Origin of the sequence: Nocardioides sp. NPDC059952, assembly GCF_042730435.1 — a bacterium.
In the GTDB taxonomy this organism is placed as follows: domain Bacteria; phylum Actinomycetota; class Actinomycetes; order Propionibacteriales; family Nocardioidaceae; genus Nocardioides.
This window is the reverse complement of record NZ_JBHWLY010000004.1, coordinates 121,205-134,796: the sequence shown is the minus strand read 5'-3', so window position 1 is coordinate 134,796 and position 13,592 is coordinate 121,205. Positions and strand designations below refer to the sequence as shown.

Below are 13,592 nucleotides of genomic sequence, written 5' to 3'. Positions count from 1 at the left end.
AATTTGGCGGCGTTTGAAGCCGGCCGGATCCGTCTCCTAGGAGACGAGGATCACTTGGCGCGCTCGACGACCTCGACGAGGCGCCACCGCTTGGTGGCGGACAGCGGCCGGGTCTCCATGACCAGGACGCGGTCGCCGATGCCGGCGGTGTTCTGCTCGTCGTGAGCCTTGAGCTTGCTGCTACGGCGCATGACCTTGCCGTAGAGCGGGTGCTTCACGCGGTCCTCGACCTCGACGACGATGGTCTTGTCCATCTTGTCGCTGACGACGAGGCCCTCGCGCACCTTGCGCGTGTTGCGCTCGGTGCCCTCAGTGGTGGTCTCAGCCATCTCAGGCCTCCTCGGTGGTCTCGGTGCCCGGGGCCACGCGGATGCCGAGCTCGCGCTCACGCACCACGGTGTAGATCCGGGCGATGTCCTTCTTGACGGTGCGGAGCCGACCGTGGCTCTCCAGCTGGCCGGTGGCCGCCTGGAACCGGAGGTTGAACAGCTCCTCCTTCGCCTCGCGCAGCTTCGCCTCGAGGTCGACGTCGGTGAGCTCGTCCAGCTCGAACGCCTGCAGGGAGTTAGCCATCAGAACTCACCAGCCTCTCGCGTGATGAAACGGCACTTCATGGGCAGCTTGTGGATCGCGCGGCGCATCGCCTCGCGGGCCGTGGTCTCGTCGACACCGGAGAGCTCGAACATGACGCGGCCCGGCTTGACGTTGGCAACCCACCACTCGGGCGAACCCTTACCGGAACCCATGCGGGTCTCGGCGGGCTTCTTGGTCAGCGGGACGTCGGGGTAGATGTTGATCCACACCTTGCCGCCTCGCTTGATGTGACGAGTCATCGCGATACGCGCTGCCTCGATCTGGCGGTTGGTCACGTAGTGACCCTCGATCGCCTGGATGCCGTAGTCACCGAAGGCCAGCTTCGTGCCACCCTTGGCAACGCCAGTGCGCTTCGGGTGGTGCTGCTTGCGGTGCTTGACTCGACGGGGCATCAGCATGGATCAGCCCTCCTGGGTCGTGGTCTCGGCGGCGGGAGCCTCAGCGGCAGCCGGCGCCTCAGTCTTCGCCGCGCGGTCAGCGCGGTTCGGGCGGTCACCACGGGAGCCACGCGACGGACGGTCGCCGCGGCCACCGCGACGGTCGTTGCCACCGCGACCCGGGACGCCGGCGCGGGCGGCCTGGGCGGCCTGACGCTCGGCGCGCGAGCCGGAGACCTCGCCCTTGTAGATCCAGACCTTCACGCCGATGCGGCCGAAGGTCGTGCGGGCCTCGTAGAAGCCGTAGTCGATGTCGGCACGCAGCGTGTGCAGCGGAACGCGGCCCTCGCGGTAGAACTCGGTACGCGACATCTCGGCGCCGTTCAGACGACCCGAGCACTGGATCCGGATGCCCTTGGCACCGGAGCGCATGGTGGTCTGCATGGCCTTGCGCATCGCGCGACGGAACTGCACGCGACCGCTGAGCTGCTCGGCGACACCCTGAGCGACCAGCTGAGCGTCGACCTCGGGGTTCTTGACCTCGAGGATGTTCAGCTGAACCTGCTTGCCGGTGAGCTTCTCCAGCTCGGTGCGGAGGCGGTCGGCCTCGGCGCCGCGGCGACCGATGACGATGCCGGGACGCGCGGTGTGGATGTCCACACGGACGCGGTCACGGGTGCGCTCGATCTCGACCTTGGCGATGCCGGCCCGCTCCATGCCCTTGCTGAGCAGCTTGCGGATCTTGACGTCCTCGCCGACGTACTCCTTGTACTGCTTGTCGGCGTACCAACGCGACTTGTGGTCGGTCGAGATGCCCAGGCGGAAGCCGTTCGGGTTGATCTTCTGACCCATTACTTCTTACCGCCCTTCTCGACGACGTCGGCCGGCTGCACGACCAGGGTGATGTGCGAGGTCCGCTTGTTGATGCGGGTCGCACGACCCTGGGCGCGGGGGCGCCAGCGCTTCATGGTCGGACCTTCGTCGACCATGGCGACCGAGACGACGAGGTCGTCACGGTCCAGACCCTCGGTCGACACCGCGTTGGCGATGGCGCTCTCGAGAACCTTGTAAACAGTCTCGGAGGCTGCCTGCGGCGCGAACTGCAGCAGGGACAGAGCCTCGTCGACGGGCAGACCGCGAACCAGGTCGACGACGCGGCGTGCCTTCAGCGGGGTGATCCGCACGAAGCGGGCACTCGCGAAGGCACCCGGCTGGTCGCCGAGCAGGGAGTCGCGGCGGGCGCTGATGCGCTGCCGTTCGGTGGTGGTCATCGACGGCGTCCCTTCCGGTCGTCCTTGATGTGACCCTTGAACGTGCGGGTCGGGGCGAACTCGCCCAGCTTGTGACCGACCATCGAGTCGGACACGAAGACCGGGACGTGCTTGCGACCGTCGTGCACCGCGATGGTGTGACCGATCATCTCGGGCACGATCATCGAGCGGCGCGACCAGGTCTTGATCACGTTGTGGGTGCCCTTCTCGTTCTCGGCGTCCACCTTCTTCTGAAGGTGGTCGTCGATGAAGGGGCCCTTCTTCAGGCTGCGAGGCATTGCTTACTTCCTACCCTTCCCGCTCTTACGGCGGCGGATGATCTGCGAGTCAGAGGCCTTGCGCTTACGCGTACGGCCCTCGGGCTTACCCCAGGGGCTGACCGGGTGACGGCCACCAGAGGTCTTACCCTCACCACCACCGTGCGGGTGGTCGACCGGGTTCATGACGACACCGCGGACGGTCGGGCGAACGCCCTTCCACCGCATGCGGCCGGCCTTACCCCAGTTGATGTTGGACTGCTCGGCGTTGCCGACCTGGCCGACGGTGGCGCGGCAGCGCACGTCGACGAAGCGCATCTCACCCGAAGGCATGCGAAGCGTTGCCTTGGAGCCCTCACGAGCGACCAGCTGGGCGCTCATACCGGCGGAGCGGGCGATCTTCGCGCCGCCACCAGGACGCAGCTCAACATTGTGGATGGTGGTACCAACCGGGATGTTGCGCAGCGGGAGGTTGTTGCCGGGCTTGATGTCGGCGGTCGGGCCGGACTCGACGACGGTGCCCTGGCTGACGCCGACGGGCGCGAGGATGTAGCGCTTCTCGCCGTCGAAGTAGTGCAGCAGGGCGATACGGGCGGTGCGGTTCGGGTCGTACTCGATGTGAGCGACCTTGGCCGGCACGCCGTCCTTGTCGTAGCGACGGAAGTCGATGATCCGGTACGCACGCTTGTGACCGCCACCGATGTGACGGGTCGTGATGCGACCCTGGTTGTTGCGGCCGCCCTTCTTGGGAAGGGGCTTGGTCAGCGACTTCTCCGGCGTGGTCCGAGTGATCTCGGCGAAGTCGGCCACCGACGAGCCACGACGGCCCGGGGTGGTCGGCTTGTACTTACGAATAGCCATGTTCAGTCAGTCCTTCTCACGCGCCGAAGATGTCGATGCGGTCGCCCACGGCCAGGGAGACGATCGCGCGCTTGGTGTCGGGGCGCTTGCCCAGGCCGTAACGCGTACGACGGGCCTTGCCCTTGCGGTTGATCGTGTTGACCGAGGTCACCTTGACGTCGAACACCTTCTCGACCGCGATCTTGATCTCGGTCTTGTTCGCGTCGGGGCGAACGATGAAGGTGTACTTGTTCTGGTCGAGGAGGCCGTAGCTCTTCTCGGAGACCACCGGCGCGATCAGGATGTCGCGGGGGTCGTAGTGCAGCGTGCTCACTTGTCGGCCTCCTTCTTCTTGCCGGCCTCAACGAAACCAGCCGCGATAGCGTCCTCGGCGGACTTGAAGTAGAACTCCGCCTTGGTGGACTCGTACCAACGGCCGCCCGGGGCGTGGAACTTCTTGTCCTTGCCCTTGACGTTGCCCTTGATGTCGAAGCCCTCGGGGGCCGAGCCGTCCTCGAGCGGCGCGACAGCGCCCTCGGGGAGGTCGATCTCCTTGGCGGGCTCGACGGCAGCCTCCTTGATCGCGTCCTTCTCGACCTCACCGATGGTGACGGTCTCCTTGGCGGCGACGACCGGCTTGCCCGAGATGAACCCCTCGAAGGCCGGCTTGGAGAAGACAACGTCGTCGGAGACGAGGACGTCGTAGGTGTTGAGCTGGTCGGCCCAGAGCAGGTGCACCTCAGGGGCGTTGCGCAGGCTCAGCGCGGCGACGGACTCGGAGCGGTCCAGGACGACGAGGTAACGCTTGACGTCCGAGATCGCCTTGAGGGCGGTCAGCGCGGTCTTGGTCGAGGGCGCCTCGAGGGCGAACTCGGCCACGTGGATCTGGCCGGCACGGGCCCGGTCGGAGAGGGCACCGCGCAGGGCGGCAGCCTTCATCTTCTTGGGGGTGCGCTGGCTGTAGTCACGCGGCTGCGGGCCGTGGACGACGCCACCACCGGCGAACTGCGGCGCGCGGGTCGAACCCTGGCGGGCGCGACCGGTGCCCTTCTGCTTGTAGGGCTTGCGTCCACCACCGCGGACCTCGCCGCGGGTCTTGGTGGAGTGCGTGCCCTGGCGCGCAGCGGCCCGCTGCGCGACGACGACCTGGTGGATCAGCGGGATGTTGACCTCAACATCGAAGATCTCAGCCGGGAAGTCGACCTTGACGGTCTTGATAGCCATGATCAGGCCTCCAGCTTCTTAGCAGCCGAGCGGAGGACCACGAGGCCACCCTTGGGGCCAGGAATGGCACCCTTGACCAGGATGAGGCCCTTCTCGGTGTCGACGGCGTGCACGGTCAGGTTCTGGGTGGTGACGGTGTCAGTACCCATGTGACCGGCCATGCGGACGCCCTTGAAGACGCGACCCGGGGTGGCGCAGGCGCCGATCGATCCCGGCTTGCGGTGGTTGCGGTGGGCACCGTGGGAGGCACCGACGCCGTGGAAGCCGTGACGCTTCATGACACCAGCGAAACCCTTGCCCTTCGAGGTGCCCGTCACGTCGATCTCCTCGCCGATGGCGAAGGTGTCGACGGGGAGCTCCTGGCCGGCGGCGTACGACGCGGCGTCGGCGGTGCGGATCTCGGCCAGGTGGCGGCGCGGTGTGGTGCCGGCCTTCTCGAACTGGCCGGCGCCCGGCTTGTTCACCTTGCGGCCGTCGATCTCGCCGTAGCCGATCTGCACGGCGTTGTAGCCGTCGGCCTCGGGGGTGCGGACCTGGGTCACGACGTTGGTGTTCGCCGCGATGACGGTCACGGGGACGACGACGTTGTTCTCGTCCCACAGCTGGGTCATGCCGAGCTTGGTGCCCAGGAGACCCTTCACGTTGCGTTCGATCGTCATGTCGTCAACCTCAGAGCTTGATCTCGATGTCGACACCAGCAGGCAGATCGAGCCGCATGAGGGAGTCAACAGTCTTCGGGGTCGGGTCGATGATGTCGATGAGGCGCTTGTGGGTGCGCATCTCGAAGTGCTCGCGCGAGTCCTTGTACTTGTGGGGCGAGCGGATGACGCAGTACACGTTCTTCTCGGTCGGCAGCGGCACCGGGCCGGCGACCTTGGCACCCGTACGGGTGACCGTGTCCACGATCTTTCGCGCCGAGGTGTCGATCACCTCGTGGTCATAGGCCTTGAGCCTGATGCGGATCTTCTGTCCCGCCATCTGTCTCTCTCGTCCTTCTTGGTCAGCGTGCCGCGTGCTACAGGCTTCCTCCGGCTGAGTCGGCCCGGTTGCTCACCTCTGGCTCCGACCCCCGAGGTCGGGCGTGTCGCTTATTTTTCACAAGCGAACGCCGACTTCTCGACGAGACTTTCACCATCAGCTTCACTGGAACCACGCCTTCGGGATGGGCACACGACGACCACAGACCACATCCGGACAGGCTGATCAGCCTGCTCAGGTGACGCGATTCAGTAGTCAAGGTGTGCACACCCCAGCGAACAGTTCACTGGAGCAACCAGAGAATCTTGTCACGCGTACGCAGGTGGCTCCAAATCAACGATGTCGCCTGGGTTGCTCTGAGAGGATGCCCCCAACCGAGCGAGTTCGCCGGTCGTCGCGACGAGGAGCATCCAGATGTCAGGAGTGTGGCCACCCCCACCGGGTGAGCAACCTCAACAGGGCGCGACGAACCCGTCGGCCCCGCCCCCGCCGGGCTACCCGGTGCCGCCCCGACCGGCGCCACCGGCATGGGCCCAGCCGCTGCCACCGGCCCACAAGCCGGGAGCGATCCCGCTGCGTCCTCTGGGCCTCGGCGACATGCTCGACGGCGCCTTCCGGCTCGTACGCTTCAACCCGGGGGCGACGGTCGGCGCCTCGGTCCTCGTGGCGGCGGTCGCGATGGCCATCCCGCTGGGCGTGACCGCGGCGATGACGTTCACCGGCGACACCCTGGAAGGGCTCGGGGCCGGCCTCGAGGACCCTGACTACGCGCCCGGCGGCTCCGAGATCATCGGCATGCTGATCGCCTTCGGCTCCCTCTTCCTCGGCTCGATCCTGCAGGGGATCGGCGCGATCCTGGTGGCGGGGATGATCTCCCATGTCGCCCACGCCGCCGCGATCGGCCGCAAGCTCACCCTCGCGCAGGCGTGGGCGGCGACCCATGGCAACCGCTGGCGGCTGATCGGGCTGGCGCTGCTGAGCGGGGTGGTCTTCACCCTGGTCCTGGCGGTCGCAGCCACTCCCGTGGTGGTCCTCGCGATCGTCGTCGACAGTCCCGTCCCGGCCATCCTGGTCGGCATCCTGATGTTCCTGCTGCTGATCGTGGCCACCCTCTTCCTGACGGTGCGGCTCTATCTGCTCGCGGTGCCCGCGCTGATGCTGGAGAGCACCGGGGTCTTCGGCGCCATCAAGCGGGCCTGGCAGCTGTCGGCGAGACAGTTCTGGCGGCTCTTCGGGATCTGGCTGCTGGCCGCCATCATCGTCGGGTTCGCGTCCCAGGTCGTCGCCTTCCCGATCAGCCTGGTCGCCAGCATCGTGGGCATCGTGCAGCCCGATCTCTACTTCCTCGCGACCATCGCCGGCAGCGCCGTCTCGACCGTGGTCTCCGCTGCGATCGTGGCGCCGTTCAGCGGCGCGGTGACCAACCTGCAGTATCTCGACCAGCGGATCCGCAAGGAGTCCTACGAGGTCGAGCTGATGGAGCAGGCCGGGCTGCTGAGCAGATGATCCTCCTCCAACCGACTCCTCCTCTGACCCCGACGTCCGAGGAGAGTCGCTCCTGGCTCCGGCGCGAGCTGGCCGGACCGGAATACCACGACCTCGACCTCATCGAGCGGATCCTGCGCTGGATCGAGCGCACCCTGTCCGACGGCCTGCCGTCGGTCGGCGACGTGCCCTGGGCCCAGACCGTCGCCGCGATGGTCGTCTTCGCGGCGCTCTTGGTCGGGATCGGTCTGCTGGTCTCGCGGGCCCGGCGCAGTCCCCGGGTCGCCCGCGACCGCAACGGGGACGTCCTCACCGACGAGTCGCTCTCGGCGGCCGCGCTCCGGGCGAGGGCCGAGGCTGCGTACGCCTCGGGGGATCATGGCGCCGCGGTGGTCGACGGATTCCGAGCCCTGGCCAGGCGACAGGTCGAGCGCGGCCGGCTCGCCGAGGACCCCGGGCTGACCGCCGCCGAGGTCGCGGCGAGCCTGGAGCGGGAGATGTCGCTCGAGGGCCGTGCCGGACGGGCCGCGGAGCTGTTCAACGAGGTCCTCTACGGCGACCACCCCGCCACGCGTGAGCAGGCCGAGGGTGTACTCGCTCTCGAGCAGGAGCTGGCGGTGGCGCGATGACCACGCAGACCCCGGCCCCGACGAGCAGCGCGGACTCGACCGCCGGACCGCTGGGCTGGTTCCGACGGAACCGGCCGTTACTGATCGTCGCGCTGGCCTTCATGATCGCGGTCGTGCTGGCGTACGTCGCGACGCCGAAGGGCGGCGAATCGTTTGCCGCCTACGACCCCGAGAGCCCCGACCCCGACGGCACCCGGGCCCTGGTCCAGGTGCTCGAGGACCACGGGGTCGAGGTCGAGATCGTCCGATCGTCGAAGCGCCTGGAGAGCACCGAGATCGGGCGGGACACGACGGTCTTCGTGACCGGCACCGACGCGCTCGGCGAGGACACCGCCACCCGGCTGCGTGAGCGCACCGGCGACGCCGACGACCTGATCCTGGCCGAGCCCGCCCCCTACGTGTCGGCGATGCTCGGCATCCCCTACGCGGTCGCCCAGACGCCCGAGAAGGTCGAGGCGGGCTGCGACGACCAGCGCTGGGAAGGGCTCAGCATCCAGGCCGATGCGGTCACCGCGTACGACGCCGGCTCCTGCTTCGCGCACGAGGGCGGCGCGGTGCTCGCGCCCGCGGAGGGCCTCACCGTCTGGGGTGCGCCGCAGGTGCTGACCAACGACCAGATCCTGCGGGCCGACAACGCGGCGGTGGCGCTGCGGCTGCTGGGCCGAAGCGATCACCTGGTCTGGTACGTCCCCTCCTTCGACGACCTCGCGCCCGACGAGGCCCACTCCCCCAGCTCGTTGCTGCCGCGCTGGATCAAGCCGGCCCTGTGGCTCCTGCTGCTCGCGGTCGTCGCCTTCGCCATCGCTCGCGGGCGGCGGCTGGGTCCGCTGGCGGTCGAGCCGCTGCCGGTCCACGTCCGTGCCGGGGAGACGACCCGCAGCCTGGGCCGGCTCTACCGCCGCTCCGGCGACCGCACGCACGCCGCGACGACCCTGCGGCAGGCTGCCCGCACCCGCCTCGCCGGGCGGTTGCGGCTGGGGCGCGATGCCACTCCGGAGGCCGTGATCCGCGCCGTCGTCCAGCGCACCGAGCGACCCGATCTCGAGGTCACCGCGCTGCTCACCGATGCTCCGATCGAGAACGACCAAGACCTGATCACGCTGGCCAACGCGCTGGCTGCCCTTGAGGAAGAGGTACGACACCCATGACCCAATCCGAGACCATCGCCAACGTCTCGCCCGACGGCGCGCGCGAGCGACTCACCGCGGTCCGGGCCGAGGTCGCCAAGGCGGTCGTCGGGCAGGATGCCGCGGTCTCCGGGCTGCTGGTCGCGCTGGTCTGTGGCGGCCACGTGCTCATGGAGGGCGTACCCGGCACCGCCAAGACCCTGCTGGTGCGGTCGCTGTCGGCGGCACTCTCGGTGGAGACCCGCCGGGTGCAGTTCACCCCCGACCTGATGCCTGGCGACATCACCGGGTCGATGGTGGTGGAGTCGTCCCACGGCGAGCTCACCTTCCGGGAGGGGCCGGTCTTCACCAACCTGCTCCTGGCCGACGAGATCAACCGAACCCCGCCGAAGACACAGTCGGCGCTGCTCGAGGCGATGGAGGAGGGCCAGGTCTCGGTCGACGGGGTCACCCGCGCGCTGCCGCGCCCGTTCCTGGTGGCCGCGACCCAGAACCCGATCGAGTACGAGGGTGTCTACCCGCTTCCCGAGGCCCAGCTGGACCGGTTCCTGCTGAAGGTCGTCCTGCCGGTGCCCTCGCGCTCCGACGAGGTGCAGATCCTCAACCGGCACGCGTCCGGCTTCGACCCGCGCGACGTCGCCGGTGCCGGCGTCACCGCCGTGGCGTCCGGCGCCGACATCGAGGCCGCCCGGCAGCACGTCGGCTCCGTCCAGGTGTCCCCCGAGGTCACCGGCTACATCGTCGACATCGCCCGGGCGACCCGCGAGTCCCCGTCGCTCTCGGCCGGGGTGTCGCCGCGAGGCGCCACCGCCCTGCTCCGCTCCGCGCGCGCCTGGGCCTGGCTCGCAGGCCGCGACTTCGTGACCCCCGACGACGTGAAGTCGCTCGCCCACGCCACCCTCGCCCACCGCCTGGCACTGCGCCCCGAGGCCGAGCTCGAGGGCGTCCAGGTCTCCCAGGTCCTCTCCTCCGCCATCGGCGCCGTCCCCGTCCCCCGATGACCATCACCTGGCGGGTCCCGCTGCTGATGCTGGCCGGCATCGTGCCGGTGGTGCTGCGGCCGAGCGCCGGCACGGCGGCAGTCTGGATCCTGCTCGTGGTGGTGCTGGCGCTCCTCGACATGTTCCTGGCGCCCAAGCCGGCGACCCTGGAGATCCGCCGGGTGCCCTTGGGCGGGATCCGGTTGGGCGAGTCGACGACGTCGGAGCTGGTCGTCCGCTCCCCCACTCGCCACTTCCGGGCGCTGGTGCGTGATGCCTGGCAGCCGACTGCCGGCGCCGCTCAGAATCGGCATCGGATCCGGCTCGGTCGCGGCGACAGCACCCGGCTGCGTACGCCGCTGCGGCCGCGGCGCCGCGGAGATCTGCGGGCGTCGGGCGTGACGGTGAGGGCGTACGGGCCCCTGGGTCTGGGTGCCCGGCAGCGCACGATCCCGGTGGAGGGCTCGGTGCGGGTGCTGCCCGCCTTCGAGTCGCGCAAACACCTGCCGTCGCGGCTTCAGCGCCTGCGCGAGCTCGACGGCCGGGCCGCGGTCCGGGTGCGCGGGCAGGGGACGGAGTTCGACTCGCTGCGGGAGTACGTCCGCGGTGACGACGTACGCTCCATCGACTGGCGCACCACCGCCCGCTCCCGCACCGTCGTGGTCCGCACCTGGCAGCCGGAGCGGGACCGTCGCGTGGTGCTGGTGCTCGACACCTCCCGCACCTCGGCCGGCCGGATCGAGGGCGCCGGCGGCGGGGTGCCGCGGCTCGACTCCGCGATGGATGCCGGGCTGCTGCTCGCCGCCATCGCCTCCCGGGCCGGCGATCGGATCGACTTCATCGCCGGCGACCTGCGCGTACGCTCCCGCGTCCGCCTCGCCGGCCAGCGCGACGTCACCCAGCGGCTGCAGGAGGCGATGGCCGACCTCGAGCCGGTCATCGCCGAGGCCGACTGGTCCAACCTCGCCGGCGCGGTCGCCGGCCTCGGCCGCCACCGCGCGCTCGTCGTCCTGCTGACGCCCCTCGACCCGCACGCGATCGAGGAGTCGCTCCTCCCCGTACTCCCGGTCCTGACTCAGCACCACCGCGTCGTCATCGCCTCCGTCCGCGACCCCGAGCTCGAGGCGACCGCCGCCTCCCGCGACACCCTCGAGGACGTCTACGCCGCGGCCGCCGCCGAGCAGACCCTCCGCCGCCGCGACCACACCGCCGCCATGCTCCGCACCCTCGGCGTCGACATCGTCGACGCCGACGCCGAGTCCCTCCCCCCAGCCCTCGCCGACCACTACCTGCAGCTCAAGGCCACCGGTCAGCTCTGATCAGTCGAGCAGGCGGAGGTCGAACCGGTCAGCGACTGCTGCGTGGAGGTCGGGGACGAGGTAGACGACGACGCTCTGATTCCCTGCCCTCGCTAAGCACGGCCGAAATGCCTCAAAGCACCGGTCGTCTCTGGGCGTTCGTCTCCCGAAAGGCGTCTACCGCCGGCTGCCATAGGTTACCGATGCCCCTCGGCCAGAGCTCGTCATCCCACATCTCGTTCAGGAGCCCACCGTCAATGTAATCGACGACGTCCTCTGGACGCCCCTCAAGCATGACCGTTGAATAGACCAGCCGACGAGCGCGGTGGTCGGAGAGATCGAACCTGGCTCCTGCTGGAGACCAGAACACGTGACTCGGCAACGTCACCACAGCAGTTGTAGAGGTCGGCTCTACGCGCCATAGCCGTTCGGGTACCGCCAGCGGTCTGTTGAGGCCGCTCGCCCTGATCCTGAACGTGACTGGGCCGTCCCATGCATCCACCACAACGGCCGGATCGTCCTCCTCCGAGGCTGGGATTCTCACGAATCCCAGCGTACCTAGGCCTGAGTGGCGACGCGGTCCTCGAGCAGGCGGTCGTCGATGTCGCCGGTCTCGCCTTGGGAGGCGGCGGCGCGGCCGACGATGAAGACGTACGCGAAGAAGGCGAGCTCGGCGAGGACGCCGATGCCGACGCGGGCCCAGGTGGGGAGGGGCGAGGGGGTGACGAAGGCTTCGATGATGCCGGAGATCAGGAGCACGACGATGAGGCCGAGGGCGATGCCGGCGGCGGTGCGGCCCTCACGGGCCATCGACTGCCCACGGGTCAGCGAGCCGGGGTCGATCCAGGACCAGAAGATCCGCAGGCCGACGCCGCCGGCGACGAAGACGGCGGTCAGCTCGAGCAGCCCGTGGGGAAGGATCAGGCCCCAGAAGAGGCCGCCGCGGTCGTGGCGGTGCATCAGGGTGCCGAGGATCGCCAGGTTGGAGATGTTCTGGAACATCGAGTAGATCACCGGCAGCCCGAGCACACCCAGCGCGATGCAGATGAACGAGACCCAGACGTTGTTGACCCAGACCTGGGTGGCGAACGACGATGCCGCGTGCTCGCTGTAGTAGCCCTCGATGTCGTGCTCGACCAGCTGCTTGACCTGCTCCGGTCCGAGCAACGACTGCTCGACCTCCGGGTGGCGCAACAGCCACCAGATCATGACCGCGGTGACCACCACGTTGGCTGCCATCATCCCCAGCCACCACCAGCGCAGCCGGTAGAGCGCGGCCGGGAACCGGTGGGTGAAGAACCGCAGGAACCCCGACCAGGTGCTCGTCCGGGTGCCGGTGGTGCGGTTGCGGGCAGCGGCCAGCAGGACCGAGAGATGCTGGACGACCGTGGGGTCGGGGGCGTTGCTGCGTACGACCGAGAGCTGGGTGCTCACCCGCTGATAGAGCTCGACCAGCTCGTCGGCCTGCGCCCCGCTCAGCCGACGCTCGGCCAGCAGCTGCTCGAGCCTGGTCCGGTCGGCGGCGGTAGCGGCCAGATACGCATCGAGATCCACGCCCGCAGCGTACGCTGACGGCCATGACCTCCGCGCCGCAATCGCAAGAGCGGGAGCTGCTCACCGACGACGACCTGATCACCGGGGATGCGGTCGCCCTCGACCTGCCGGCCGCCGGCCTGGGGATGCGGCTGCTGTCGGGCCTCATCGATGTGGTCGTGGTGATGGCACTGCTGATCGTGACGCTGTTCGTCTTCATGACCGCCGCTCCCGCGACCGACGAGGCCTTGGGCTGGGCCGCCTACATCGCGGCCACCGCCTCGGTCCTGGTGGTCTTCCCCACCGTCCTCGAGACGCTCACCCACGGCCGCTCGCTCGGCAAGCTCGCGCTCGGCCTGCGCGCGGTGCGTGACGACGGCGGGGCGATCAGCTTCCACCACGCGTTCGTGCGCGCCCTGATCGGCGTCGTCGAGATCTACGCCACCAGCGGCGCCGTCGCCTTCCTGACCGCGATGATCCACCCGCGCGGCAAGCGGCTCGGCGACATCGCGGCCGGGACGTACGTCATCCGCGTACGGGTGCCGCTCCGTCCGCCGGCATCGATCCAGATGCCCCCAGGGCTCGCCGCCTGGGCCTCCCGGGCAGATGTCGCCACCATCCCCGTCGGCCTCAGCCTGGCGGTGCGGCGGTTCCTCTCCGGCGAGGTCGGCACCTACACCGACCCGGTCCGCCGCCATGCTCTCGCCGAGCGTCTCGCCACCCACATGCAGACGTACGTCGCCCCTGGCCCGCCTCCGGGCACACCGCCCGAGGCCTACCTGGCCGCCGTGCTCGCCACCCGACGTGATCGTGACGCGGCGAGGCTGGCCCGGGACGGTGAGCTCCGGACCCGCCTCACCGCGCGCTCCTGATCAGCCCACTCTCAGCGGACCGGGGTCAGCTGGAGGTAGTCGAGCGCGTGTAGTGGATGCCGGGACGCGGGGTAGTCCGGGAGCGAATTGCCCGAATACTGGCGAGTAATAGGCAGTTCGCTCCCGG

General features: G+C 69.2%; 19 protein-coding genes. 6 read left to right on the top strand and 13 right to left on the bottom strand.

Going from position 1 to position 13,592, the window contains the following annotated elements:
• Positions 1 to 50 precede the first annotated feature (50 nt).
• The 11 genes from rpsQ to rpsJ are packed head-to-tail and all read right to left on the bottom strand — an operon-like array spanning position 51 to position 5,541.
• Entirely contained in the window at positions 51 to 329 is a 279-nt protein-coding gene (gene rpsQ / locus ACFV9G_RS03290; protein WP_357335433.1) for a 30S ribosomal protein S17, read from the bottom strand.
• Between the two features lies 1 nt (position 330).
• Positions 331 to 573 carry a 50S ribosomal protein L29 gene (rpmC, locus tag ACFV9G_RS03285; protein ID WP_008361011.1) on the bottom strand — a complete coding sequence of 81 codons (243 nt, stop codon included), beginning with the start codon at positions 571 to 573 and terminating at the stop codon, positions 331 to 333.
• Positions 573 to 992, bottom strand: a complete 420-nt coding sequence (gene rplP / locus ACFV9G_RS03280) for a 50S ribosomal protein L16 (RefSeq protein ID WP_378724842.1) — start codon at positions 990 to 992, stop codon at positions 573 to 575. Before rplP ends, rpmC begins: the two co-directional genes overlap by 1 nt.
• Positions 993 to 995: 3 nt before the next feature.
• Entirely contained in the window at positions 996 to 1,823 is an 828-nt protein-coding gene (gene rpsC / locus ACFV9G_RS03275) for a 30S ribosomal protein S3 (RefSeq protein WP_045550115.1), read from the bottom strand.
• Positions 1,823 to 2,242 carry a 50S ribosomal protein L22 gene (gene rplV, locus ACFV9G_RS03270; protein ID WP_091052384.1) on the bottom strand — a complete coding sequence of 140 codons (420 nt, stop codon included), beginning with the start codon at positions 2,240 to 2,242 and terminating at the stop codon, positions 1,823 to 1,825. The genes rpsC and rplV overlap by 1 nt, the downstream gene beginning before the upstream one ends.
• Complete coding sequence (gene rpsS / locus ACFV9G_RS03265; protein WP_008361004.1) at positions 2,239 to 2,520, bottom strand: 30S ribosomal protein S19; 282 nt, start codon at positions 2,518 to 2,520, stop codon at positions 2,239 to 2,241. Before rpsS ends, rplV begins: the two co-directional genes overlap by 4 nt.
• A 3-nt stretch (positions 2,521 to 2,523) precedes the next feature.
• Positions 2,524 to 3,360 carry a 50S ribosomal protein L2 gene (rplB, locus tag ACFV9G_RS03260; protein WP_091052382.1) on the bottom strand — a complete coding sequence of 279 codons (837 nt, stop codon included), beginning with the start codon at positions 3,358 to 3,360 and terminating at the stop codon, positions 2,524 to 2,526.
• A gap of 16 nt (positions 3,361 to 3,376) precedes the next feature.
• Positions 3,377 to 3,673, bottom strand: coding sequence for a 50S ribosomal protein L23 (rplW, locus tag ACFV9G_RS03255; RefSeq protein ID WP_378724840.1), 297 nt, complete (start codon positions 3,671 to 3,673; stop codon positions 3,377 to 3,379).
• Complete coding sequence (gene rplD / locus ACFV9G_RS03250; RefSeq protein ID WP_378724838.1) at positions 3,670 to 4,563, bottom strand: 50S ribosomal protein L4; 894 nt, start codon at positions 4,561 to 4,563, stop codon at positions 3,670 to 3,672. Before rplD ends, rplW begins: the two co-directional genes overlap by 4 nt.
• 2 nt (positions 4,564 to 4,565) lie before the next feature.
• Positions 4,566 to 5,222 carry a 50S ribosomal protein L3 gene (gene rplC / locus ACFV9G_RS03245; protein WP_378724836.1) on the bottom strand — a complete coding sequence of 219 codons (657 nt, stop codon included), beginning with the start codon at positions 5,220 to 5,222 and terminating at the stop codon, positions 4,566 to 4,568.
• Positions 5,223 to 5,232: 10 nt separating this feature from the next.
• On the bottom strand, positions 5,233 to 5,541 hold the full coding sequence (gene rpsJ, locus ACFV9G_RS03240; protein WP_008360994.1) for a 30S ribosomal protein S10: 309 nt from the start codon (positions 5,539 to 5,541) through the stop codon (positions 5,233 to 5,235).
• Positions 5,542 to 5,955: 414 nt separating this feature from the next.
• Between rpsJ and ACFV9G_RS03235 the strand changes: the two genes are divergently transcribed.
• The 5 genes from ACFV9G_RS03235 to ACFV9G_RS03215 are packed head-to-tail and all read left to right on the top strand — an operon-like array spanning position 5,956 to position 11,081.
• Positions 5,956 to 7,047: a hypothetical protein gene (locus ACFV9G_RS03235; protein WP_378724834.1), complete on the top strand. Its 1,092-nt coding sequence runs from the start codon at positions 5,956 to 5,958 to the stop codon at positions 7,045 to 7,047.
• A complete protein-coding gene (locus tag ACFV9G_RS03230) occupies positions 7,044 to 7,655 on the top strand; it encodes a DUF4129 domain-containing protein (RefSeq protein WP_378724832.1) in 612 nt (203 codons plus the stop codon). The genes ACFV9G_RS03235 and ACFV9G_RS03230 overlap by 4 nt, the downstream gene beginning before the upstream one ends.
• On the top strand, positions 7,652 to 8,803 hold the full coding sequence (locus ACFV9G_RS03225) for a DUF4350 domain-containing protein (RefSeq protein WP_378724831.1): 1,152 nt from the start codon (positions 7,652 to 7,654) through the stop codon (positions 8,801 to 8,803). Before ACFV9G_RS03230 ends, ACFV9G_RS03225 begins: the two co-directional genes overlap by 4 nt.
• Positions 8,800 to 9,783: a MoxR family ATPase gene (locus ACFV9G_RS03220; protein WP_160026998.1), complete on the top strand. Its 984-nt coding sequence runs from the start codon at positions 8,800 to 8,802 to the stop codon at positions 9,781 to 9,783. Before ACFV9G_RS03225 ends, ACFV9G_RS03220 begins: the two co-directional genes overlap by 4 nt.
• Positions 9,780 to 11,081 carry a DUF58 domain-containing protein gene (locus ACFV9G_RS03215; RefSeq protein WP_378724829.1) on the top strand — a complete coding sequence of 434 codons (1,302 nt, stop codon included), beginning with the start codon at positions 9,780 to 9,782 and terminating at the stop codon, positions 11,079 to 11,081. Before ACFV9G_RS03220 ends, ACFV9G_RS03215 begins: the two co-directional genes overlap by 4 nt.
• 112 nt (positions 11,082 to 11,193) lie before the next feature.
• Here ACFV9G_RS03215 and ACFV9G_RS03210 read toward each other — a convergent pair whose 3' ends face one another.
• Complete coding sequence (locus ACFV9G_RS03210) at positions 11,194 to 11,604, bottom strand: hypothetical protein (RefSeq protein WP_378724827.1); 411 nt, start codon at positions 11,602 to 11,604, stop codon at positions 11,194 to 11,196.
• A 14-nt stretch (positions 11,605 to 11,618) separates the two neighbouring features.
• Positions 11,619 to 12,614: a stage II sporulation protein M gene (locus ACFV9G_RS03205; RefSeq protein ID WP_378724825.1), complete on the bottom strand. Its 996-nt coding sequence runs from the start codon at positions 12,612 to 12,614 to the stop codon at positions 11,619 to 11,621.
• Positions 12,615 to 12,637: 23 nt separating this feature from the next.
• Between ACFV9G_RS03205 and ACFV9G_RS03200 the strand changes: the two genes are divergently transcribed.
• Complete coding sequence (locus ACFV9G_RS03200; protein WP_378724824.1) at positions 12,638 to 13,465, top strand: RDD family protein; 828 nt, start codon at positions 12,638 to 12,640, stop codon at positions 13,463 to 13,465.
• Positions 13,466 to 13,592 lie beyond the last annotated feature (127 nt).